Source organism: Pseudomonas sp. CG7, from assembly GCF_023701885.1.
In the GTDB taxonomy this organism is placed as follows: domain Bacteria; phylum Pseudomonadota; class Gammaproteobacteria; order Pseudomonadales; family Pseudomonadaceae; genus Aquipseudomonas; species Aquipseudomonas zanjanensis.
On sequence record NZ_JABAEE010000003.1, the window covers coordinates 82,854 to 105,274 of the forward strand.

Sequence of the window (22,421 nt, forward strand, 5' to 3'; positions counted from 1 at the left end):
CGCTATGGGTTGATAGCCTCCTACAGGCCCTGATGGGGGCGGCATCCGAGAAGGAGAAAAACAATAATGAATCTTCGCTCTACCCAACTTGACCCTGGCCCGCATCGATCGCATGTCTTGCAGATATCACTGCTGGCAATCGCCGTTGCAGGGGGCATCAGCGACGCCAGCGCCGTAGGCCTGGACTTCGGTAACCCCGATATCCAAAGTCGTCTCGACACCACCGTAAGGTACAACATTGGTATCCGCGGGGAAGGGACCGATTCACGTTTGAAGTTGGGTCCATCGGGTACGGCGGACCCAAACAATAACGCTGTGGCACTGGGTAATAACCGCTTCAAGAGCGGTGACGTCATTCTGAATCGCCTGGACGTGCTTTCTGAGTTTGATTTTGTCGTTCACGACCGGTATGGCTTCAGGGTCAGTGCCGCGGCCTGGTATGACCCTACTTACGGCGGTGGTGTTGACGATTCCACTTCGAACGAATTTCTGTCTAAACAGTTTTTCAAGAACGGCAAGTATTCCGATTACACGCGTAACTACACGACCGGCCCCTATGGGGAGATTCTCGATGGGTTCGTGTTTGGCACATGGGACTTGGGCCAGACTACCACGTCGTTGAAGTTTGGACGGCACAACATCTACTGGGGCAACTCGTTGTTTCCGCAGTCCAAGCAAGCGTCGATCGCTTACAGCCAGGCAGCCCTCGACCTGCAGAAGGCCGCGTTCAGTCCAGGACTGGAGGCCAAGGAATTGTTCCTGCCGCAGAATCAATTCACGGGTTCGATGCAGCTCAACCCAGAATTCTCGCTGGCATGGCAATACTCATTGGAGTGGCGGCGAGATCGGTACCCTGAGGGCGGTACTTTCTTCGAGTACGCGGCACCCGCATTTTACGGTGCCGACGGCCCTGCCATTGGCGAGACCAAGAACAAACCGGGCAGTGGCGATCACGACTGGGGTGTCATGGCGAAATGGCAACCCGACTTCATGGATGGCGGCAACATGAGCGTGGTGTACCGCGAGTTCTATGAGAAAACGCCGAACCCTTTTGCCGTTGCCGAGAATGGCTTGCTTGATCGAGTCTATAACCCGAAAAAGAACCAACTGATCGGCTTCGCGATGGAGAAGAACATCGCGTCCGTCAACTTTGGCCTGGAAGCTACGTATCGTCGTAATGCTCAGCTTTACACGACGATTACCGGCAGGCTTGCCGAAGTCGCACCGGGTGTCATCGCCGGTTTCGATTCGCAGAATGCTCCACGGGGCAACGTCTATGGCCTGGTGCTGAACGCGGTCAAACTTCTGCCTGAAACCTCCTTCTGGGATGCCGGTGAAGTCGCGGCCGAGCTGGCGTTTCAGCACCTCGACAAGGTCACATATAACCCCGATTTTGGTGTCACTGCAGGCGGGGTATTCACCCCACTCGGAGGCAGTAACTTCCCACTTGATGGCTCGAACTCACCCCTTTGCGCTGATCGCAGCGGAGCGCCTGGGTCGGGCGGCAAAACCTACGGGTGTGCGACTCGTAACTCGACGGTCTTTTCGACCAACTTCACGCCTCGCTGGTTACAAGTGTTTCCAGGTGTCGACATGAGCTCACCGGTGTTTGTGTCGTATGGCGTACAGGGCAATGCGGCGACTGGCGGGTTAGTTGGCGCGGAGGGACAAGTCAGCTACTCCGTAGGCGTACAGGCTGACATTTACCAGACGCATACGGTCAAGCTGGCATGGAACGACAGTTGGTCACCGAATCACACGACTCATCCTGCCTCCGGCGGTGAAGGGGTCACTGGGTCTGGAACCTGGTGGCAGAACGACCACGGCTGGTTGTCATTGAGCTTGAAAACTTCTTTCTGAGTTTTTCAAAAATGCGAAACGGACGGGATAGATATGAATTATAAAAAATACCTTCTTTCCATTGCTGTGTCCTACGCGGTAGCAAGCTTGGCTTTTGCGGCTCCGAGCGCCGATGAGATCAAACAGATTGGCACAACGCTCACCGAGTTCGGTGCGACAGTTGCAGGTAATAGCGATGGCAGTATTCCTGCGTATGATCCGGCAAAGGCGCTGACAAAACCCCCGGCAGGTTACTCGCCGAGGGACCCGAAGGGTGGTTTTCCTTACGTAGACCCCTACGCCGATGAGAAACCGCTGTTCTCCATTACAAGCAAGAACATGGCTCAGTACGCCGATAAACTCGATGATGGCAACAAGTCGTTGCTGCAGCGATACCCTGATTACCGGATTGATGTTTATCCAACTCATCGCAGTGCGCCGCCGTTGCCCAAGTTCGCGCATGACAACACGATCAATAATATTTCCAAGCCTAAGCTGGAAGGTGACGGCACGGGGCTGGCCGACGCTCAGGCGCAAGTGGCGTTTCCCATTCCAAAGAATGGCAACGAAGCGATGTGGAACTTCAGCACACGTTTCTTTCGCCCTTATGAGGTCGGCAATTTTGCAACGTTTTTGATCGATAGCTCCGGCGAAAGAACCCTGGTGACCGATTCGACGGTGAACTACGAACACGGGTATTGGGATCCCTCCAGGTCCAGTTCCGAATATGTTAATCGCCTGATCAACACCAACAATGCACCCGCGGCGAAGTCAGGTTCCAAAGACATGCGATATTCACCCCTGCGCATGGATGAGAAAACCGACAGCGCCTGGTCGTACTCGCCAGGTCAGCGCCGTGTGCGCCTGGCTCCGGAGTTCAAGTACGACACGGTTTCCGCACAGTACGGTGGATTGATCACCTTCGATGAAATCACCGGTTTTGACGGTAAACAGGATCGCTTCGACTTCAAGCTGTTGGGCAAAAAGGAAATGTTCATTCCTTATAACACCTACCGTACGGCCTCCGCCAAAGTGGATGATCTGGTCAACAAAGGCTTTGCCAACCCGGACAAGGTGCGTTGGGAACTGCATCGCGTTTGGGTCGTGGAGGCCAATTTGAAGGCAGGGCAGCGCCACGCGAACCCTAAAAAAGTTTTCTTCCTGGATGAAGACTCCTGGAACATGGCTGCCTACAACTCCTATGACGCGGCTGGCAAATTACACCGGTCACAGAACTTCATGCTGTTCGTCGGCTACGACAGCACACCGATGATGCGCAGCGAAGGGGTGTTGATCTACGACCACTCCAAAAGTAACTACGCATTGGCTTCCCTGCCTTTTGACACGCGCACGGGTTGGCGCGTTGCTGAGCCTTTTTCGCCTAACTTACTGTCGCCTGCGGCCATGGCGGGGGCAGGAATTCGCTGAGTACTTGAATCGAGAGAGCAACCGAAGTGCGTTGTCATTTGGCTATGCACTTCGTAATAACAATAATGAAAAGCGGAGGGGGCGATACCTCCTCTGACTCATTTGGAGGTGCTCTTGAAAAATCACCGCTATCTATGCGTTGGTTTGTTGTCATTGGGCCTGCTGACCTTTACGACGTTGTCCGCACAACCCTACCAGGATCCGTTGGATGCGCCATCGCAAGTCAATCGCTTGGCGAGCAGTTCACAACTGACCGCCGTTGGCATGGCCGGCCAACGAATTGTCGCGGTGGGCGCGCGAGGCATGATCCTGTTGTCTGACGATCAGGGCAACACCTGGCAACAAGCCAACGTGCCGGTGAGTTCGGATCTGGTCGCGGTGCAGTTTACCGGTGATACCCAAGGCTGGGCGGTCGGGCACGACGGCGTTGTTTTGCACAGTGCTGATGCAGGTGCTACCTGGGTAAAACAGCTGGACGGCCGCAACCTGGAAAAGTTGTTGACCACACACTTCGGGGAGCTGGCAGCCAAGGGTGATGAAAAAGCCCAACAGTATCTCGATCTGATCAAATTGAATTTCGCCAACGGACCTGAGCAGCCTTTTTTGGGGGTGTGGTTTGAAGACGAGCAAAACGGCTTTGCGGTGGGGGCCTTTGGAACCATCGTTCAGACGCGCGATGGCGGGAAGACTTGGGAGTCATGGATCGAGAAGGTCGATAATCCCGAGATGTTTCACTACAACGCGATTGCCGGCATTGCAGGGCAAATCTACATTTCCAGTGAGCAGGGAGCAGTGTTCAAGCTCGATAGAGCACAGCAACGTTTCGTCAAATTGTCCTCGGGCTACACCGGCAGCTTTTTCGGCCTTTTGGGCAATCAGGATTATCTGCTCGCCTTCGGGCTGCGGGGCAATGCTTACAAGTCTGTCGATGAGGGGCAGACATGGTCGCGACTCGACACCGCCAATACGACAGGCCTGGTCGCCGGTGTGATAGATGAAAAAGGGCGTATTTTGCTGGCCAGTGTAGCCGGCGCGGTCATCGAGAGCCGCGACCAGGGCAACAGTTTCAAACCGATTCCGGATGTTCGCCCTGCGCTGTTCGCCGGATTGACGGTGGCTGCCCCGAACCGGATCGTCGTTGTCGGGTTGTCCGGTGTCCAGGTCATAGGCCTCCAGTGAATGACTGGCGTCGATAAACTCGGTTGGGTGGCGCCAGTCACTTTCAGGTTTTACTGAACAATAATAATCGAGAAGATAAATATGGCTATTCCTGCCGGCGAGCAGGGTGACATGCATGTCATCCGGGATCCCAAGGATTTTGATCGAAACAGTGGTATCTGGCTCGAGCGGTTTATCTTCAACCATCGATTGCCAATATTGTTTATCTGTCTGCTGGCAACGGTTTTCTGGGTCTGGCAAGCGGCAAAGCTGCCGGTCAATGCCAGTTTCGAGAAGATGATTCCGCAGTCCCATCCCTATATTCAGAACTACTTTCAGAATAAGGACGCACTCCGGGGCATGGGCAACTCTGTTCGTGTCGTGGTGGAAAACACCGACGGTTCCATTTTCGATAAGAACTTTCTTGAAGTCCTGCAAAAAGCCAACGACACCCTGTACTTGATGCCAGGCGTCGATCGCTCTTCGTTGCGCAGCCTCTGGACTTCCAGCCTGCGCTGGACCGAAGTCACGGAAGAGGGCTACCGCGGCGGTCCGGTGATGCCAGATCCGTTCGACTGGTCAGCCCAAGCGATGGGGGCGCTGCGCGATAACATCCTGCAGGCCGGTATTGTCGGCAACTTTGTAGCCTCGGATTTCAAGTCGAGCCTGATCGTTGTGCCGCTGATGGATAAAAATCAGGAAACCAACCTTGCGCTGGACTATCGTGAGTTTTCCCATCAACTGGAGAGCCAGATTCGAACCCTGGAAACCGACACGATCAAGATTCATATCATCGGGTTCGCCAAGTTGGTCGGGGATTTGATCGACGGTTTATGGCAAGTCGGCGAGTTCTTTGGCATCGCAGCCGCTGTCGCTGCCTTGTTCGTGTTCCTGTACACGCGCTGTATTCGCAGCACGTTACTCCTGGTTTTCTATGCAACGCTCGGCGTGAGCTGGCTGCTGGGTATCCTCAGCGTCATCGGCTACGTACTTGACCCTTATCTGATATTGGTGCCATTTCTGATTTTTGCCATCGGGTTGTCCCATGGTGCGCAGAAAATGAACGGCATCATGCAAGACATTGGCCGGGGTACCCACAAGTATGTTGCCGCTCGTTATACCTTCCGTCGTTTGTTTCGGGCCGGGTTGACCGCGTTGTTGGCCAATGTGGTTGGTTTCGCTGTGCTGATTATCATCGACATTCCGGTGATCAAGGAAATGGCAATCAGCATGTCCATCGGTGTTGGCATTCTGATCTTCACGATCCTCGTGCTGGTGCCCGTCTCGCTGTCCTATGTCGGTGTCAGCAAAAGCGCGGCGCAACGCAGTATTCGTCAGGAGCTGGGGGAGGGGAGCAGTGCATTCTGGGAGTTATTCGCCAGTTTCACTCAACGTGGTCGGGCTACCAAGGCCGTGCTTGCGGCCGCAGTTATTACAGCGAGTGGTTTCGCTGTGAGCACCCACGTGAAGATCGGTGATCTGGATGCGGGCGCGCCCGAGCTGCGCGCCGATTCTCGTTACAACCAGGATGTTGGTTATCTGACCCGCAATTATGCGCTTTCCAGCGATCTGTTCGTTGTCATGATGAAAACGCCTAAGGGTGGATGTCTGCAGTACGCCTCACTTGTCGAGGCCGATCGGATGAGCAACATGCTGCGCCAGGTCCCCGGGGGGCAGATGTCGCTCTCGGCTGCCGACTCTGTGCGCATGGTGTTCTCCGGACAGAATGAAGGCAGTACGAAATGGCTGAGCATCCCGCGCAATCCGAGTAATCTCAACGGAGCGATTGAGCAGGTTCAGGTCGATAAACCGGAGCTGGCGGATCGCCGCTGTTCCATCACCCCGATTGTTACTTATCTGGCTGATCACAAAGCGGACACACTGGCGCGGGTCGTCAAAGCGTCGGAGGAGTTTGCCAAACTGCACGACACCGATGATCGCAAGTTCTTGCTGGCGGCGGGTAGTGCCGGTATCGAAGCGGTCACGAATATTGTCGTGGAAGACGCCAACACCAAGATGCTGCTGGCGCTGTATGCCGCGGTAACGTTGTTGTGCTTCATCGCTTTCCGTAACTGGAAAGCTACAGTTGTCGCGGTTGTGCCGTTGTTTATCAGCACAGTGTTGTGTGAGGCCTTGATGGTGGCGTTGGGGATCGGCATGAAGGTCGCAACGTTGCCGGCTATCACGTTGGGGGTGGGTATCGGGGTTGACTACGCTCTTTACCTGGTCAGCGTGCAGCTTCATCAACAGCGTACGGGGCAAAGCCTGATCGATGCCTATCGGCATGCACTGCAATTTACTGGACGAGTTGTCGCGCTGGTGGGTTTGACCCTGGCTGCAGGCGTGGTCACTTGGGTCTGGTCACCGATCAAGTTCCAGGCTGACATGGGCGTTCTGTTGACCTTCATGTTCCTTGGCAACATGGTCGGCGCGTTGATTTTAATACCTGCACTTTCCTATTTCTTGCTACGCGGCCCGGCTGATTCAGACGATTTACCCCAAGCGGGAAAAAGAGAAACGCAACCTTTTTCCAGTGAATCAGAATCTGCCAAAACGCTGGCCGCTTCTTCGGTGCAGTGAGTTGCAATTCTGCGGTCACCGCACCGGCTCAGGGTCAGCCTGAGCCGGTGTTTTTTTCGAGCCGAATCCCGGGGTGAATCATGTACCTGCCTTTGCAAGTCGATGAAATCAGCGCGTCCTGGTTGAGCGAGGCCTTGACCCCAATCTGCCCGGGAGTCGAGGTTCAGAGCGTTCGTGTGGTTGATATCATGCCGGGAACCTCCACCAAAATTCGCGTGGAATTGGCTTATAGCTCAGTCGGGAATGCTGCCGCGCTACCTCGAAGGCTGATCGTCAAAGGCGGATTCGAGGAACACAGCCCGTCGATGGCGTTCATGTATGCCAAGGAGGCTCGAACCTATCGCGAAGTGCTGCCTCATGTCGCCATGAAAACACCCCGTTGTTACTTTGCGCAAAGTGACGAAAACCCTGACAGCCACCAATCAATCATCCTGATGGAAGACCTGAACCTGGCGGGTGTGCGATTTTGCAATGCCCTGCGTCCGCAGCGTCTTGATCAAGTCAAAAGACGCCTGCAGGCGATGGCTCGTTACCATGCGCAGTGGTGGAATCACGCCGACCTTCAATCCGGTGCCCCTATGGCCTGGATTGAACCCCGGATGACTGGCGACACCCTGGTATATGCCGACCGCTATCTGCAACCAGAAGTCTGGCGCAGCTATATCGAGTCCCCGCGTGGCGCGGCAGTATCTACTCGATTGCACGATCTGGACTGGATGCGCAGCGCCTTTGTCAAACTCGCCGAGTTGCATCAGGCCCATCCGCCGACGCTCTGTCACGGTGACACCCACTTGGGGAATCTCTATGAGGATCCGCTAGGCAATCCAGGCTTCCTCGATATGCAAGTCAATTGAGCACCGTGGTTCGCCGATGTCACTTACCACCTGATTTGCGCATTGGACATTGCGGATCGGCGGGACTGGGAAGGGCAGTTGTTACGTTACTATCTGGCGTCCCTGACCGAGGAAGGCGTGACCGCACCGAGCTTTGAAGAGGCACTGGATTGTTACCGTCGGGAAATTGCGTGGGGATTGTTTGTGTTTCTCATCAATGAAACCCGCTTCCAGACCGAGTCAGTGAATACGGCATACGCTGCACGGTTTGGTGACGCGGCCCTGACCCACGGCACGCTGGAGATGATGCGCTGAAGCTGCACTTCGTTAGCACCACACCTGGACGCAGCGGCAGACTCGTCCGGGAGAAACGAGCTGGATCACGTGAATGCAGTCGCGGTCGAAATGCTTTCCCAAGCGTCAATCTCGGCCGCGACACTGGAGAGTTTGTGCCGTATGGCAGTCACGGCATCGGCACCGAGCACCAGGCGTAAAGGGGCCTTGGGTGCATCGAGCATCTGAAGAATGGCGTGCATGCCTTTGACCGGATCGCCCGGCTCATGTCCGAAATATCCGCTGATATGTTGCCTGGTTTTTCCGGCGGGTGTCAGATCGTAGGCGGCTATCGGTTCGGCCACGATTGACAGCGAGCTACCCGCGAAATTAGTCCGGAAACCACCCGGTTCGACCAGCGTGACTTCAATGCCGAAAGGCACCAATTCCGCCGCCAGCGATTCAGTCATTCCTTCAAGGGCGAATTTAGCCGAGCAATAGAGGCCGACTCCCGGCATGCCAATCATGCCGGCCAGGGAGGAGAAATTGATGATGTTGCCTTTCTGGCGGCTGCGCATATGGGGTAATAGCGCCTGAATCAAACGCAGTGGGCCGGTGAAGTTGGTGTCCATCACCCTCTGAAGCTCTTGCGACGAGGCTTCTTCAATCGCCCCGAACAGACCATAACCGGCGTTGTTCACTAGGATGTCGACATGCCCCAGTGCGGCGAGTGACTCGGCTACAGCCGGGCCGATCCGGGCTGCGTCGGTCACGTCCAGGCGGACACCGTGAGCACGACCAGGCGCCAGAGCTTCGAACTCGGCGATTTGCTCAGTACGACGCAAGGTTCCGACAACCGAGTCGCCCCGTGCCAATGCAGCCTGAGCGAGTACCCGGCCGAATCCACTGGATACCCCGGTGATCAGCCAGTTTTTGTTGGAATCTGAAGTCATTGCAGTCTCCTTATTGTCTTTTTTCTACTGTGATGAAAGCACGCTTCAAGTCAGTGACTAACGTCCGAGATCAACGATGTGCAAACGCAAAAAACTCAGTCCAGTATGTTTTTCAAACGTTCGCCGATGATGTGGCGCGCGTCGTCAACGATGCGCTGGATCAGTTCAGCGCAATCGGGAATGTCGTCGATCAGTCCGACTCCCACTCCAGCGGCAAAGGCGCCGTCATCCGGATCGCCGGCAGTCGCCGCTCGCACCCAGCGGTGGCTGCTTGCCAGGGCAAGCAGCTCTTCGTGACTGATGTCGCCTTTTTCCAGCTCGAGGATTTTTTCGGTCAATTCGTTTTTCAGCACGCGAGTCGAGTCGCCGATGGAGCGGCAGACCAGCGCCGTATCGCGCTCTGTAGCCTGCAAGTAACGTTGTTTGACCGCCTCGTGCATGATTGACTCGCGGGTCATCATGAAACGGGTGCCCATGCTGATTCCCTCGGCACCCAGCGCCAGTGCCGCGACCAGGCCCTGGCCGTTGGCAAAACCGCCGCAAGCCACCACTGGAATCTCCAGCCTGGCGACAGTCGCGGGGATCAGCACCAGCCCCGGCACATAGTCTTCGCCCGGATGCCCGGCGGCTTCGAAACCGGTGATACTCACCGCGTCCGCACCCAACTGTTGAGCCTTGAGGGCGAAACGCACGGAGGTGCACTTGTGCAGCACCTTGATTCCGGCTTCGTTGAACGCGGCGATGAAGCGTGCCGGATTGCCGCCGGCGGTTTCCGCCGCACGTATGCCGCTCTCGATGATCACCTGGGCATAATCCTCGGGGTTGACCCCCAGGCCCGGCAGAATGGTGAGGTTTACGCCGAAAGGCTTGTCAGTCAGCGTGCGGACCTTGGCAATTTCCTCGCGCAACGCATCGGCCGAGGGCAGGGTATGCGCGGAGATAAAACCAAGTCCGCCAGCGTTGGCTACCGCCGCCACCAGTTCGGCGCGACCTACGTGACGCATGCCCCCCATGATCAGGGGATAGTCGATGCCGAACAGCCGGGTGATACGTGTGGTGAACATGCGTGCTTGACTCGCAGTTTGTCAGTCAGATTTGGCCACCGTCGTCACACCAGAACGTCTGCGGCCCGCCGAACGCTTGTGCCGGGACGGCGCGAGGCATGCTGCGTTGGAATTAAAAGGCCGCCAGTCGTGGAACAGGCGGCCGGAGGTCACCCGAAACGGGTGAAGATCACGCTCTTCTTATTTCTGCTCATTGCTGAGCCAGCTTGGCATGTCAGATGGCCATGGATCCGCGTAAAGCGCGTGTACACCCATGGCTGATGTGTAAGCGAGATTGAGTACATTACAAAAGGCGATGAATGCGAGTATGCGCAAGAGTGTACGTAGCCTCTGGGAGACAGGCAGTTGGTCGACGCCGCGCTCGATAGCGGTTCTTCCATTGTCATCGGCATGCAGTAACAGAAATGCGCAGGCGATGATTGTCGAAGGAAACAGAATAACCTCGTAGATCGGAAACTGGTAGAAATTGCCACCCCAGAACGAGAAACGCTGGAAGGCGATGGGCCAAGCGTCGAAATGAAGGTAGCGGGTGGCTACGATATCGAGTAGACCCATTGAGATCCAGACGCCAACGAAACCTGCCAATGTGAGGCCGGCGATACCGACTCCCGGCCATCGGGCTTGCGCTTTTTTCATAAACTTCAGGCCAATGAGGGCCGTGCCTGCAAACGCATAAAAATAAGACGGTGGATCAATCAACAGTGGCTCGGCAATCCGAGATCCGTTTGCAGACTGCCAGCCTGGAATTAATTCACACCAGCACCCGTAGTTAAAGGCATAGGCGTTATAGGTGAACATCGGGCGTAAAAAGTTGAGAAAAGGATCGAGCCAGTACGCTGATAGCCATCCAATCATCAATAGACGGGTGCTGTCGATGGTTCTGGTTTGACGGATGCCGCGAAAAAACCAGACGAGAGCAAATGCCAGGGTTGTGATGCTCAGCACTTCGTAAATGGTCATTGCCAGGCGTGAGTAAATTGGAATCGGGTCGTCGCCGCGAAGTGTCGGACGAAAATCGGGGGAGGTTATCCAGGCACCATATACGTACAACTGTGTTACGAGAAACACCAAACCCAGTGCCGCCCAAAGTAGAACAATCCTGGAGCCTCTTGTCCTGTGTCCCAACAATGTATTCATTCTTATTTTCCTGGTACGTCTAACTACAAAGACGGAGCGGGGAGGCCGCTCCTTATGCGCAAGGTCTCGTAGGGTTACTTCACGTATTTGCGGAACTCAGGCTTACGTTTTTCGCGGAACGCGTTACCGCCTTCCTTGGACTCTTCGGTGTCGTAGTACATGGCCAGTGCCTGCATGGCGAAGGCGCCGATGCCGCGAATGTTTTCGTTGTCCATGTTGAACGAGCGCTTGGCCAGGGCAATGGCGGTAGGGCTCATCATCAGGATTTCGTCGCACCATTTTTTGACTTCTGCATCCAGCTGGTCGGCGGGCACTACCGCGTTGACCAAGCCCCAGTCCAGTGCTTGTTTCGCACTGTAGCGGCGGCACAAGTACCAGATCTCCCGAGCGCGTTTGTCGCCCGCAAGACGGGCGAGCAGGGCGGTACCGATGCCTGGATCGACCGAGCCGACTTTGGGTCCGACCTGACCGAGTTGTGCCGTCTCCGAGGCAATGGCCAGAGCACACAGGGTAACCAGCACATTGCCGCCGCCGATGGCATATCCGTTGACGCGGGCGATGACGGGCTTGGGGATATCGCGGATGATGCTCTGCAGTTCTTCGATCGGCAGGCCAACGTCCCCACGACCGGCATGACGGCCACCCGACTGGTCGCTGCCGGTACTAAAGGCTTTGTCTCCCACGCCGGTAAGCACGACGACGCCGATGTCCTTGCTGTACCCGGCTTTGCTGAACGCCTGTATCAGCTCTTCACAGGTGTCAGACGTAAAGGCGTTATAGACCTGAGGACGGTTGATCGCGATGGTCGCGACACCGTTGTCTTCGGTGTAAAGAATGTCTTTGAATTCCATGGGCAGTTTCTCGAATAAGAGGTGGTTGAGTCAGCCGACCATCGTCAGGCCGCCGGAGACACTGATCACCTGGCCAGTAATGAAACCCGCATCATCGCTGGACAGAAACAGGACCATGCCCGCAACATCTTCGGGCTCGCCCATGCGGCCGAATGGCACAGCGCGTACCAGGCCCGCCTTGATCTTCTCGCCTTTTTCGCCTTGGGCCAGATTGTCCAGCAAGGGCGTGGCGGTGGGGCCTGGGCAAACGACGTTGACCGGGATTTGTTGCCGGGACATTTCCCGGGCCATGGTTTTACTGAACGCGATCAATCCGCCTTTGCAAGCCGAGAACACCGCTTCCATGGACGAGCCCACGCGCCCGGCGTCTGAGGAAATGTTCACCACTCGGCCCTGACCGCGCTCGCTCATCCGTTTGAGCACGGCATGGTGCATGTTCAACGGGCCGTACAGGTTGATCGCAATGACCTTGTCCCAGAACGGTTTTTCGGTCTGCAGAAAAAACGCGCCGACGTCCCAGCCAGCATTGTTGACCAGCACATCGATCGGACCGACTTCTTCCTCGACCCGCGCCACCGCGGCGTTAACGCCGTCGTGGTCGGTGATGTCAACGGTGTAGCCTTTGGCTCGGCCGCCGGCAGCTTCTAATTCGCCTGCAAGTTTATTGGCGGCCTCGCCGTTGAGATCAAACACCACGACCGTCGAACCTGCTTCGCAAAAGCGGCGGCAGATGGCAGTACCAATGCCTCCGGCGCCACCGGTGACGAGTACGACTTTGTCTTTCAATCCTTTCATGTTCCATACCTTCATTGGGCCGTCGATTCGCGGCGGCGCTGCGGGATTATTCAGTCTCGGGCGGTGCTGGGCGCTGCTGCCATCGGTATCGGTTCAGGGGGCGATACGCCACCAGCGGCCGCTTTGCGTCCCGCCGTTTTAGACAGGCGTGTCGCGACATCGGGGCTGTAGCCAACTTCGGCAAGAATCTCCAGGCTGTGTTCACCCAAGTTGGGCGGCAGATACCGAACATTGCCTGGGGAGGCGGAAAACTGAACGGGGATTGATGTCATCACCAGTTCACCCTCGGTGGGGTGTTCAACATGTTGGAAGAACCCCGTTTCCCTCAAATAGTCGACCTTCATCAACTCATTGAGTTCACGCACCTGGCCATGTGGAACGTCCGCATCGGCGAAAATCTTCTCCCATTGCGCCGATGACTTCGTGCCAATGGCGTCGCTGAGAATTCCGTAAAGCTCGTTGATGTTGCGCATCCGTTCGGTCATTTGAGAGAAGCGGATATCCTCGAGCAGTTCCGGCCTTCCGATCGCGCTGAGAACCCGGCGCCACTGTTCATCGTTCACCGCCAGCAGGCAGATATGTCCATCCAGCGTGGCGTAAGGCCTGCGATGTTTGGAGAACATCCGGCTATAACCGAGCCCTTCGCCGTTGGAGGAGCCCAGGGCGCCTTCCCAAAGATGCTCGAAGAGGTTGAACTGCAGCATGGTCTCGAGCATGGGTACCAGGACCTGCTGCCCTTCGCCGGTTCGTTCGCGGTGCAGTAGCGCCATGCTGATCGAAGAGGCCAGGACGTAACCGCAGAACTTGTCGACGATCACTGTCGGAAAGTAACGCGGCTGACCGTCCAGCCCGCGATTGATGTCCGCCAGGCCGCTCTCGCCCTGAATCACGTCGTCGAACGCCGGCATGTCCTTGAACGGGCCATCGCCGCGATAACCCGGTGCAAAGGCGTAGATTATTTTCGGGTTACGTTCGCGAATTTTCTCGTAGCAGATACCCAGTCGCTTTGCGGCACTGGGACGCATGCTATGGACCAGCACATCGGCCGTTTCCACCAGCTTGAGCAGCGCCTCCATGCACTCCTCCTGCTTGAGGTCCAACACCACGCTGCGTTTGTTGCGGTTCATGATCAAGTAAAACACCGACATGCCGGGATTCTTGCCTGGGCCGTTCTGGCGATTCTGGTCGCCGGCAGGTGGCTCGACCTTGATGATGTCGGCGCCCATATCACCAAGGAGCTGGGTCGCCACCGGACCGAGCACATTGATCGACAGATCAATGATCCGTAAACCCGACAGTGGGCCGGTAGGTTTCTCCAATTGCTCTTGAACCATGGTCAGTTACCCTTGTAGTGCTTGCCTTTGACCAGGCGCAACGGGGTGTAGACCTGTACCAATGTGCCGTCTTGCTTGATGATCCGGTTGCGCGTGCGAACCAGGCCCAGACCAGGTCGGTTGGTGCTTTCGCGGCACTCGATGACTTCACATTCAACGTGAATGGTGTCGCCAACGAATACAGGGGCTTTGATGTCCAGTTCCATGTTCAGAAAAGCAAAGCCCACACCCTGCATCGTGGCCTGAGTCAGCAAACCCTCGGCAAAGGTGAAAACCAGCGCTCCGGGCGCAACACGGCCCTTGATCGCCGATTGCTCTTTGAGAAACTCGATATTGGTGAACAGCACTTCCAGCATGCCGGTGACTGAAACAAAGTTGACGACATCAGTTTCGGTCACCGTTCGCCCGACGGTCTGGAACTTCCGTCCAACGGGCAAATCTTCCCAGTGAATACCCAGGCCTACGGTCTCAATCTGCTCCATGGTTATTTCCTTTTAGTTCTTGTTGGTTGATGGCAAGCGGGGTGCCGCCGCTTACTGGGGTCATGAAGCATCGCGCCGGGCAACGCGGCCCAGGACACTGTCTGCGATGATGTTTCGCTGGATCTGGTTGGTGCCTTCGATGATTTGCACCACCTTGGCATCGCGGAAATACCGATTGATCGGATACTCATTGGAAATACCCGCGGCACCAAACAGTTGGACCGCGTCGGTGGCGACCTTCATGGCGACGTCCGAGGCAAACATTTTTGACATGGCTGCCATCGGTGCCAGTTCACGACCACTGATACCGGCATCGACCATCGAGGCGGTGCGGTACACCAGTTGGCGAGCTGCTTCGGTTTGGGCAACCATGTCCGCCACCATCCAGCGGATGCCCTGGAATTCGCTGATCTTTTGCCGAAAAGCAACACGGTTCTGGATGTAGTCGATCGAATGATCAATGGCGCCCTGGGCAAGCCCCACTGCCCGGGCGGCGATCAGTGGCCGGCTGGTGTTCAAGGCCTCCATGGCGACCTTGAAGCCCTCTCCACCTTCGGGACCGAGACGGTTGTTATCTGAGATAAAAGCGTCATCGAAGAACAGTGGGCAGGCAGGAATGCCGCGTGCCCCCATCTTGTGTTCGGGGGCGCCTATGGTCAGGCCCGGGGTGTTGCGGTCGACGATAAACAGATTGATGCCAAGCTTCGTGCCGTCTTCAGCTACGGTTTTGGCCGCGACCAGAATGAAATCGGCGATGTGCGAATTGGTACACCAGATTTTTGCGCCGTTGAGTACGTAGCCGCCTTCTGTGCGCCGTGCAGTGGTCTTGATACCGGAAACGTCTGAACCGCTTTGCGGCTCGGTGAGTGACAGAGCTCCACGCAAGTCACCTGAAGCAAGTCCAGGCAGTAGCCTTTGCTTTTGTTCTTCGGTGCCGCCGCCGAGGATCGCACCAAATGGCGTCCATTGGACCACCAGCAGATAACCCGTGTTGTAGCAGACCCGGCCCAGCTCTTCGACCGCTATGCACGCAGACAACAGGCTGTTGGTGCCTCCATATTCAACGGGAAACGGCAAGGCGAAGAGGCCGAGTTCCTTGAGCAAGGCGAACATGTCATGGGGGTAATCGCCGGTGCGATCAATTTCATCTGCTCGTGGAGCAACCTTTTCACGGGCTACACGGCGGATAAGATCCTGAATCTCACGCTGATCGTCGGTCAGTTCATAGCTCACGGTTACCTGGACTCCAAAAAGGTCTGCACTGCAAACGGCATCACGCTCTGGAAAGTCGCGTTGCCTTGTAACGTCGGCGTTTGTTTTTGTTCAGGTGATGGCAATCAATGGCAGCACACTGTTTTCTGAACGTTGTTCGTAAAAATAAACAGCGTTCAGCTTTTGTGTCAAGCGCATTCAATTTCGGTTTTAGCCTGCTTGTCGGGTAAGCGCGCTGAAACGGCCGTAGACACGGGGATTCGTGGGTTTTTGGTTTTTTTTATGCGGAGGGGAGGGAGAGGAGACAAGTCCGAGCGGGTGCCAAAAAATAGAAACTGCGTTTCTTAATGTGTATGGTTTGTACCTGTGCAATAGAAGAAGCAAGCTTGACCACTGAGTGCTGAGGCGATTAGCATTCGGAATGCTGTTCATAAAACACTCATCAGCGAACATAGGTGTACCCATGGAAGCATTGCTCCCTGAGTCAGAGTACCAACACCATTTGTCCGAAGGACGTTTCATGTTGCAACGTGCCAGGCAGAGCGGTGCTTATGTGTTCTACCCTCGCGTTGTCGAGCCTGGATCGGGCAGCACTGATCTGGAGTGGGTGCCGGCTTCTGGTCGCGGTGTGGTGTATTCCACCACAGTGGTTCGTCAGCGCCCGCCAACGCCTAATTACAACGTTGCGTTGATCGATCTGGACGAAGGTGTGCGAATGATGAGCCGGGTAGAAGGTATTGAGCCCGAGGCTGTTCGTATTGGTCAGGCTGTTCGGGCGAAGATCGTAAAGGATGCAGCTGATCTCGCAGTATTGGTTTTTGAACCGGCCTGATCGAAACCGTCGCGCCGTCTTCAGAATCAGGCGGCGTGAGTTACCTTCTATTTACCTGCAGCCATAAAAACTAGGCAGGAACCTATGGAATACAGTTTACGCGGGCGTACGGCGATTGTTGCCGGAGCCACTTACGGCATCGGTGAAGCGCCGGGCCTTTCTTCGATGGATCTCGCTGCCAGCGCCAGCGTTCGTGCCCTGGCACAAGTTGGCCTGACGCCTGCTGACGTCGATGGGTTGTTCGTTTGCGTTCCGGACGACATGCTTTCAGGACTGACGTTCGCTGAGTATCTGGGTATTCATCCAACGTTTACCGACAACAACCGCAGCGGCGGCTCCGCTTTTCAGATTTACGCCCATACGGCCGCCATGGCGCTGGCTACCGGGCAGATCGATGTAGCATTGATCGCTTACGGCAGTAATCAGAAAAGTGCGTCCGGAAAATTGATTCAATCTTCCAGACCGTCACCTTGGGAGACTCCATATCGGCCAATGAACCCGGTGTCTTCCTATGCGCTGGCTGCCGCTCGCCACATGCATCAGTACGGAACGCCCCGCGAGCATCTGGCTGAGGTGGCCGTCGCCGCGCGCAAGTGGGCGCAACTCAATCCTGACGCTTACATGCGTGATGATTTGAGCATCGCTGATGTGCTCAACGCCCGTATGGTTTCCGACCCCTTGAGTGTTCGTGATTGTTGCCTGGTGACGGATGGCGCGGCGGCGGTGGTCATGGTTCGTGCAGATCGTGCTCGTGACCTGGTGGCCAACCCGGCTTATGTCTTGGGTGCCGGCTCTGCAACCAGTCATCGCGAGATCGCTTCGATGCCTGATCTGACTGTGACCGCCGCCCGTGAGTCCGGGCGCCGTGCTTATGAAATGGCTGGAGTCAAACCTGCCGACATTGATGTAGTCATGCTTTATGACGCCTTTACCATCAACCCGATCCTGTTTCTTGAAGACCTGGGCTTCTGTCCAAAGGGCGAGGGCGGCAACTTCGTGGCCAATGGCGGCATTGCGCCGGGCGGGCATCTGGCAGTCAATACCAATGGCGGCGGACTGTCGTGCGTTCACCCGGGCATGTATGGCTTGTTCACCATGGTCGAGGCGACACAGCAACTGATGGGGCAGTGCAACGCTCGCCAGGTTCCTGAGGCAAAACTGGCCATTGCTCACGGTAATGGTGGGGTTCTGTCCAGTCAGGCCACGCTCATTCTTGGAACGGCGGACACGTTATGAGTACATCCGGGCAGATTCAAGAAGCCGATATCGTACAGATCAGCCGTGACGGTGCAGTAGCGATTGTCGCCCTCAACTATCCGAAGCGGCGCAACGCCTTCTCGCTGAACATGCGCCAGGCCCTGCTCCAGTCCCTGACCCAACTGATGCATCACGACGAATGCCGCGCCATTGTATTGACCGGTGCCGACGGCACGTTCTGCGCCGGTGGTGACATTTCGGAAATGAAGGCGCGCACGGTACTCGAGTATCGCGAGCGCAACCAACTGCCGTTGGATATCTTCAAACTAATGGTCCAAGGCCCTAAGGCCATCGTTGCCGCCGTCGAAGGCGTCGCGATGGGGGCCGGAGTGTCACTCGCAGCGGCCAGCGATTATGTGGTGAGCGCCTCGAACGCTCGTTTCGCGTGTGCGTTTGTCAGGGTCGGTTTGATGCCTGATACCGGATTGTTCTGGTCGTTGAGTCAGCGAGTGGGTGGCGGCAAAGCCCGTGAACTGATGCTCACAGCCCAGGAGTTCAGTGGCGACGAAGCGGTACGTATCGGTTTCGCCAATCAACAGGTCGAATCGGGGCAGGTGCTGGCCGCTGCCCTGTCGGTTGCGCAGTGTTACGCGCAGATGCCACCGCTGGCGATCGCCCATCTGAAAACCGCCCTGGCCACTGGTATCGATTCGCTGGATGAAGCAATCGAGACTGAAGTCAACCTGCAACCGATTCTGCGTCGTAGCCAGGACCATCTGGAGGCGACCAAGGCCTTTATGGAAAAGCGGCCCGCGGTCTTCGTCGGCAATTAAGGAGCAGCGGATATGAACGCATTCAACCTCAAACATGCTGATGAACGTATTCAGGTCAGCCGCGACGGGGCCGTTGCCATCGTCACGATCGCCAACCCCGAGCGACGTAATGCAATGGGTCGGCAAATGCGCCTGGCTCTTCGGGAAACCATTCACCACTTACTCGTTGCCGACGCAGACTCCCGTGCCATTGTTTTGACCGGTGCCGGCGGGCAGTTCAGTGCTGGCGCCGATATTTCCGAGATGACCAAACGCACAGTGCCGCAGAGTCGGGAAATTATCGATGAGTCCTGTCAGGTTGTGCGCGACATGCTCGGAGGCCCCAAACCTGTCATTTGCGCCGTTGAAGGCGTGGCATTTGGCGCCGGCCTTTCGTTGGCTGTGGCCACCGATTATCTGGTCGCGGCTTCTTCGGCACGGTTTTGTGCGGCTTTCCTGCGCATAGGCCTGATTCCTGACACCGGCATTCTCTGGACGTTGCCCAAGAAAGTCGGCATGAGCAAGGCGCGCGAGCTGCTGTCCTTGGCGAACGAGATCGACGGCATCGAGGCTGGGCGTATTGGTTTGGCCAACCAGGTGGTCGAGCCGGGGCAGGCGCTGAATGCCGCTATTGCCTATGCCCGGCAACTCGCCGAGCAACCTCCTTTGGGCATGGCCTTCCTTAAGGCGGCATTGTCCTTTGGTGCCGACGATATGGACGCGTCGCTGCGTGCAGAAATCGACTACCAGCCACTGTTGCGTCAATCGCAGGACCACCTGGAAGCGGCCAACGCTTTTATCGAGAAACGCACGCCCGTATTCACCGGGCAGTGAGGAGAGACTCATGAGCGAGCACAACGACTTGGTCCAGGTGCACCGCGAGGGTGCGGTGGCCATCGTCACCATGAACTATCCGCAACGTCGCAACGCCTTCTCGATGAAGATGCGTCTGGCTTTGCTTGATACGGTTCAGATGCTGTTTCATGACGACAGCGAGAGTCGAGCGATTGTTCTGACTGGCGCCGAAGGGCATTTCTATGCGGGCGGCGATCTGTCCGAAATGACCTCGGTGGCTCCCTCGCTGCTGGCCATGCGTGAGCGTATCGCCATTGGAACACGCCTGTTTCGCCTGATTTTCGCCGGTACCAAACCGGTTGTTGCAGCGGTCGAAGGAAACTGCATGGGCGCGGGCCTTTCGCTTGCAGCCGCCTGTGATCTGGCGGTCGGCAGTTCTACCGCCAAACTGGCCTGTTCCTTCGTCAAAGCGGGATTGATCCCCGACACGGGACTGCTCTGGACGCTGCCGCAGAAAGGCGGGGCGGGTAAAGCGCGCGAGCTGATGCTCAGTGGCGCGACGTTCGATGGTATCGAGGCCGGGCGCATCGGGCTGTTCAATCAGGTTGTAGAACCGGGTTCGACATTGGATCAGGCCGTGGCTCGCGCCACGCAGATAGCCCAATTTCCGCCGGTGACGGTGGCCTTGCTCAAGGCCAGTCTGGTCAACGGCAGTAACAACATCAGCGCGGCATGGCGTCGTGAGGTGGACCTTAATCCACTGACGCGCCAGACCGAGGATCATCTGGAGGCTGTCGCAGCCTTCATGGAAAAACGCCAACCGACTTTTAGCGGGAACTGAAGCCATGTATGCAAGCAATCTGCTGGCCGGAAAGAAAATTCTCATCACTGGCGGTGGTACGGGGCTGGGCAAGAGTATCGGCAAACGCTATCTGGAACTGGGTGCTGAATTGGTGATTGCTGGTCGCCGCCTGGACGTGCTGGAAGCGACTGCCAGCGAGTTTCGCGAGGCGATGCCAGGCGTCAAGGTAAGTACGGTCCAGGCTGACGTTCGGGTTGCCAGCTCGGTCGAAGCGATGATGGAGACCATCTGGCAGGATGGACCTCTCGACGTGCTGCTATGTAATGCGGCAGCGAATTTCATCGCCCGAACCGAAACGCTGTCTCCACGCGCTGTAGATGCGGTATTGGACATCGTTTTGCACGGTAGCTTTTATTGCGCGATCGCCGCCGGTAAACGCTGGATTGCTGAAGGTCGTCGCGGCAACGTGAATAGCACGGTTTCTACCCCGACCATGACCGGCTCGGCATTCACCGCGCCGAGCGCTGCGGCCAAGGCCGGCGTTCTGGCGATGACCCGTAGCCTGGCGGTGGAGTGGGGGCCCAAGGGTATCCGCTTGAACTGCGTGGCACCGGGACTTTTCCCCACGCCCGGTGCCTGGGAGCAGTTGTACCCCAAAGGTTCGCAGGTCGAACCCCAGGACCAGGGCGTGCCGTTGCGCCGTTTCGGTGAACATCAGGAGTTGGCTGACTTGTATAGCTACCTCGCGTGCGATGGCTCCGGTTACATCACGGGCGAAATGATCGTGATGGACGGTGGCCGCTGGATGCAAGGCGTCGGCGGGCCTACGTTCCGCGCCATGCAAGACTGGTCGGAAGAACAGTGGGATGCCATGCGCGGCAAGGGACGCGAATAACATGGCCGGTCCGCTGACGGGATTCAAGGTGGTCGAACTGGCGGGTATTGGTCCAGGACCGATGTGCGCGATGTTGTTGGCAGATCTGGGCGCCACGGTCATCCGTATTGACCGCAAGGAACCGGTCAAGTTGGGGATAGAGCGACCATTGCAATACAACACGTTGTTGCGCAACCGCTATGCGATCGCGTTGGATCTCAAAGATCCGATGGGCGTCGAAACCGTACTCAAACTGGTCGAGCAGGCCGATGCACTCATCGAAGGGTTCCGCCCGGGCGTCACTGAGCGCTTGGGACTGGGCCCGGATGATTGTCTGGCACGCAACCCGCAGCTGGTCTATGGGCGAATGACCGGATGGGGCCAGACGGGCCCGATGGCGCAATACGCCGGGCATGATCTCAATTACCTGGCGCTCACGGGTGTGCTCGATGCGATCGGTCGCGAAGGTCAACCGCCGAGCATTCCGCTCAACCTGTTGGGGGACTATGCCGGAGGGTCGTTGTATCTGGCTCTGGGCATTCTGGCCGGCGTGCTTGAGGCTCGACAGTCCGGAAAAGGGCAAGTGGTCGATGCTGCCATCGTCGACGGGGCCGCGCATCTGGCGACCACGTTCTTCGGCATGCTCGCCGCGGGAATTTGGAAAGAGGGGCGTGGGACCAACATCACCGACAGCGGCTCACCCTTCTATGACTGCTATCCCTGCAAGGACGGCAAATTCATCAGCATCGGGCCGATCGAAAGCAAGTTCTACGACCAGTTGTTGAACCTGCTGGACATCGATCCGCTCAGCCTCGGCGCACAAATGGACCGTGACGCCTGGCCCCGGGCGAAGGAGATTCTGGCCGAGCGCTTTGTGTGTCGCACTCGTGACGAGTGGGTCAGCCTGCTTGAAGCCAGCGATGCCTGTGCCGCTGGCGTGCTGAGTTTCAAAGAGGCCGCCGAGCATCCGCACCTCAAGGCACGCGGCACCTTCATCAACGTTGACGGCGTCGTGCAACCCGCGCCGACGCCGCGCTTTTCGCGCAGTACGCCGACACCCCCGAGTGCACCTAAACCCATTACGCCAGAGAACTCCAACGCAGCGCTCGCCGCATGGTTCAGTTCTAGCGAAATTTCGGCTCTGCGCAGCAGCGGCATTATCGACTGACG

At 56.9% G+C, this 22,421-nt stretch carries 21 protein-coding genes; 13 read left to right on the forward strand and 8 right to left on the reverse strand.

Going from position 1 to position 22,421, the window contains the following annotated elements; all coding sequences use genetic code 11:
• Positions 1-66: 66 nt before the first annotated feature.
• The 6 genes from HGO40_RS02305 to HGO40_RS02330 all read left to right on the forward strand — a co-directional run bounded on the left by HGO40_RS02305 (position 67) and on the right by HGO40_RS02330 (position 8,153).
• Complete coding sequence (locus HGO40_RS02305) at positions 67-1,860, forward strand: DUF1302 domain-containing protein (protein WP_250961703.1); 1,794 nt, start codon at positions 67-69, stop codon at positions 1,858-1,860.
• A 33-nt stretch (positions 1,861-1,893) separates the two neighbouring features.
• The gene (locus tag HGO40_RS02310) at positions 1,894-3,267 is read left to right on the forward strand and encodes a DUF1329 domain-containing protein (RefSeq protein ID WP_250961704.1); all 1,374 of its coding nucleotides are present in this window, start codon (positions 1,894-1,896) and stop codon (positions 3,265-3,267) included.
• 114 nt (positions 3,268-3,381) lie between these two features.
• The gene (locus tag HGO40_RS02315) at positions 3,382-4,446 is read left to right on the forward strand and encodes a WD40/YVTN/BNR-like repeat-containing protein (protein ID WP_250961705.1); all 1,065 of its coding nucleotides are present in this window, start codon (positions 3,382-3,384) and stop codon (positions 4,444-4,446) included.
• Positions 4,447-4,527: 81 nt separating this feature from the next.
• Positions 4,528-7,005: an efflux RND transporter permease subunit gene (locus tag HGO40_RS02320; RefSeq protein WP_250961706.1), complete on the forward strand. Its 2,478-nt coding sequence runs from the start codon at positions 4,528-4,530 to the stop codon at positions 7,003-7,005.
• Positions 7,006-7,085: 80 nt separating this feature from the next.
• Entirely contained in the window at positions 7,086-7,859 is a 774-nt protein-coding gene (locus HGO40_RS02325) for a protein kinase family protein (RefSeq protein ID WP_250961707.1), read from the forward strand.
• Between the two features lie 78 nt (positions 7,860-7,937).
• Entirely contained in the window at positions 7,938-8,153 is a 216-nt protein-coding gene (locus tag HGO40_RS02330) for a hypothetical protein (RefSeq protein WP_250961708.1), read from the forward strand.
• A 65-nt stretch (positions 8,154-8,218) separates the two neighbouring features.
• On the opposite strand, the gene HGO40_RS02335 is transcribed toward HGO40_RS02330, so the two are convergent.
• The 8 genes from HGO40_RS02335 to HGO40_RS02370 all read right to left on the reverse strand — a co-directional run bounded on the left by HGO40_RS02335 (position 8,219) and on the right by HGO40_RS02370 (position 15,960).
• Entirely contained in the window at positions 8,219-9,064 is an 846-nt protein-coding gene (locus tag HGO40_RS02335) for an oxidoreductase (protein WP_250961709.1), read from the reverse strand.
• Between the two features lie 95 nt (positions 9,065-9,159).
• A complete protein-coding gene (locus HGO40_RS02340) occupies positions 9,160-10,128 on the reverse strand; it encodes an NAD(P)H-dependent flavin oxidoreductase (protein ID WP_250961710.1) in 969 nt (322 codons plus the stop codon).
• 180 nt (positions 10,129-10,308) lie between these two features.
• Positions 10,309-11,265 (reverse strand): spirocyclase AveC family protein, encoded by a 957-nt coding sequence (locus tag HGO40_RS02345; protein WP_250961711.1) that lies wholly within the window; start codon positions 11,263-11,265, stop codon positions 10,309-10,311.
• 74 nt (positions 11,266-11,339) lie between these two features.
• Entirely contained in the window at positions 11,340-12,116 is a 777-nt protein-coding gene (locus tag HGO40_RS02350; RefSeq protein WP_353050710.1) for an enoyl-CoA hydratase-related protein, read from the reverse strand.
• A gap of 30 nt (positions 12,117-12,146) precedes the next feature.
• Complete coding sequence (locus HGO40_RS02355) at positions 12,147-12,911, reverse strand: glucose 1-dehydrogenase (RefSeq protein ID WP_250961712.1); 765 nt, start codon at positions 12,909-12,911, stop codon at positions 12,147-12,149.
• A gap of 50 nt (positions 12,912-12,961) precedes the next feature.
• Entirely contained in the window at positions 12,962-14,245 is a 1,284-nt protein-coding gene (locus tag HGO40_RS02360) for a CaiB/BaiF CoA transferase family protein (RefSeq protein ID WP_250961713.1), read from the reverse strand.
• 2 nt (positions 14,246-14,247) lie between these two features.
• The gene (locus HGO40_RS02365) at positions 14,248-14,727 is read right to left on the reverse strand and encodes a MaoC family dehydratase (RefSeq protein WP_250961714.1); all 480 of its coding nucleotides are present in this window, start codon (positions 14,725-14,727) and stop codon (positions 14,248-14,250) included.
• Between the two features lie 60 nt (positions 14,728-14,787).
• Positions 14,788-15,960 carry an acyl-CoA dehydrogenase family protein gene (locus tag HGO40_RS02370; protein ID WP_250961715.1) on the reverse strand — a complete coding sequence of 391 codons (1,173 nt, stop codon included), beginning with the start codon at positions 15,958-15,960 and terminating at the stop codon, positions 14,788-14,790.
• Positions 15,961-16,402: 442 nt separating this feature from the next.
• Here HGO40_RS02370 and HGO40_RS02375 point away from each other — a divergent pair, with 442 nt between their 5' ends.
• The 7 genes from HGO40_RS02375 (at position 16,403) to HGO40_RS02405 (ending at position 22,419) form a co-directional block, all read left to right on the forward strand.
• On the forward strand, positions 16,403-16,771 hold the full coding sequence (locus HGO40_RS02375; protein WP_250961716.1) for a Zn-ribbon domain-containing OB-fold protein: 369 nt from the start codon (positions 16,403-16,405) through the stop codon (positions 16,769-16,771).
• Positions 16,772-16,855: 84 nt separating this feature from the next.
• Positions 16,856-18,007, forward strand: a complete 1,152-nt coding sequence (locus HGO40_RS02380; protein ID WP_250961717.1) for a thiolase family protein — start codon at positions 16,856-16,858, stop codon at positions 18,005-18,007.
• Positions 18,004-18,801, forward strand: a complete 798-nt coding sequence (locus HGO40_RS02385; protein WP_250961718.1) for an enoyl-CoA hydratase/isomerase family protein — start codon at positions 18,004-18,006, stop codon at positions 18,799-18,801. Before HGO40_RS02380 ends, HGO40_RS02385 begins: the two co-directional genes overlap by 4 nt.
• Before the next feature lie 12 nt (positions 18,802-18,813).
• Positions 18,814-19,614 carry an enoyl-CoA hydratase/isomerase family protein gene (locus HGO40_RS02390; RefSeq protein WP_250961719.1) on the forward strand — a complete coding sequence of 267 codons (801 nt, stop codon included), beginning with the start codon at positions 18,814-18,816 and terminating at the stop codon, positions 19,612-19,614.
• Positions 19,615-19,624: 10 nt separating this feature from the next.
• Entirely contained in the window at positions 19,625-20,416 is a 792-nt protein-coding gene (locus HGO40_RS02395; RefSeq protein WP_250961720.1) for an enoyl-CoA hydratase/isomerase family protein, read from the forward strand.
• Between the two features lie 4 nt (positions 20,417-20,420).
• A complete protein-coding gene (locus HGO40_RS02400; protein WP_250961721.1) occupies positions 20,421-21,272 on the forward strand; it encodes an SDR family oxidoreductase in 852 nt (283 codons plus the stop codon).
• A 1-nt stretch (position 21,273) separates the two neighbouring features.
• Positions 21,274-22,419: a CaiB/BaiF CoA transferase family protein gene (locus HGO40_RS02405; protein WP_250961722.1), complete on the forward strand. Its 1,146-nt coding sequence runs from the start codon at positions 21,274-21,276 to the stop codon at positions 22,417-22,419.
• Positions 22,420-22,421: the final 2 nt, after the last annotated feature.

Excerpts from the sequence above, each read along its gene's own strand:
- HGO40_RS02335 (WP_250961709.1), bottom strand. The coding sequence starts at position 9,064 with ATGACTTCAGATTCCAACAAAAACTGGCTGATCACCGGGGTATCCAGT.
- HGO40_RS02360 (WP_250961713.1), bottom strand. The coding sequence starts at position 14,245 with ATGGTTCAAGAGCAATTGGAGAAACCTACCGGCCCACTGTCGGGTTTA.
- HGO40_RS02385 (WP_250961718.1), top strand. The coding sequence starts at position 18,004 with ATGAGTACATCCGGGCAGATTCAAGAAGCCGATATCGTACAGATCAGC.
- HGO40_RS02350 (WP_353050710.1), bottom strand. The coding sequence starts at position 12,116 with ATGGAATTCAAAGACATTCTTTACACCGAAGACAACGGTGTCGCGACC.
- HGO40_RS02320 (WP_250961706.1), top strand. The coding sequence starts at position 4,528 with ATGGCTATTCCTGCCGGCGAGCAGGGTGACATGCATGTCATCCGGGAT.
- HGO40_RS02365 (WP_250961714.1), bottom strand. The coding sequence starts at position 14,727 with ATGGAGCAGATTGAGACCGTAGGCCTGGGTATTCACTGGGAAGATTTG.
- HGO40_RS02395 (WP_250961720.1), top strand. The coding sequence starts at position 19,625 with ATGAGCGAGCACAACGACTTGGTCCAGGTGCACCGCGAGGGTGCGGTG.
- HGO40_RS02380 (WP_250961717.1), top strand. The coding sequence starts at position 16,856 with ATGGAATACAGTTTACGCGGGCGTACGGCGATTGTTGCCGGAGCCACT.
- HGO40_RS02375 (WP_250961716.1), top strand. The coding sequence starts at position 16,403 with ATGGAAGCATTGCTCCCTGAGTCAGAGTACCAACACCATTTGTCCGAA.
- HGO40_RS02325 (WP_250961707.1), top strand. The coding sequence starts at position 7,086 with ATGTACCTGCCTTTGCAAGTCGATGAAATCAGCGCGTCCTGGTTGAGC.
- HGO40_RS02345 (WP_250961711.1), bottom strand. The coding sequence starts at position 11,265 with ATGAATACATTGTTGGGACACAGGACAAGAGGCTCCAGGATTGTTCTA.
- HGO40_RS02405 (WP_250961722.1), top strand. The coding sequence starts at position 21,274 with ATGGCCGGTCCGCTGACGGGATTCAAGGTGGTCGAACTGGCGGGTATT.
- HGO40_RS02390 (WP_250961719.1), top strand. The coding sequence starts at position 18,814 with ATGAACGCATTCAACCTCAAACATGCTGATGAACGTATTCAGGTCAGC.
- HGO40_RS02310 (WP_250961704.1), top strand. The coding sequence starts at position 1,894 with ATGAATTATAAAAAATACCTTCTTTCCATTGCTGTGTCCTACGCGGTA.
- HGO40_RS02355 (WP_250961712.1), bottom strand. The coding sequence starts at position 12,911 with ATGAAAGGATTGAAAGACAAAGTCGTACTCGTCACCGGTGGCGCCGGA.
- HGO40_RS02340 (WP_250961710.1), bottom strand. The coding sequence starts at position 10,128 with ATGTTCACCACACGTATCACCCGGCTGTTCGGCATCGACTATCCCCTG.
- HGO40_RS02305 (WP_250961703.1), top strand. The coding sequence starts at position 67 with ATGAATCTTCGCTCTACCCAACTTGACCCTGGCCCGCATCGATCGCAT.
- HGO40_RS02400 (WP_250961721.1), top strand. The coding sequence starts at position 20,421 with ATGTATGCAAGCAATCTGCTGGCCGGAAAGAAAATTCTCATCACTGGC.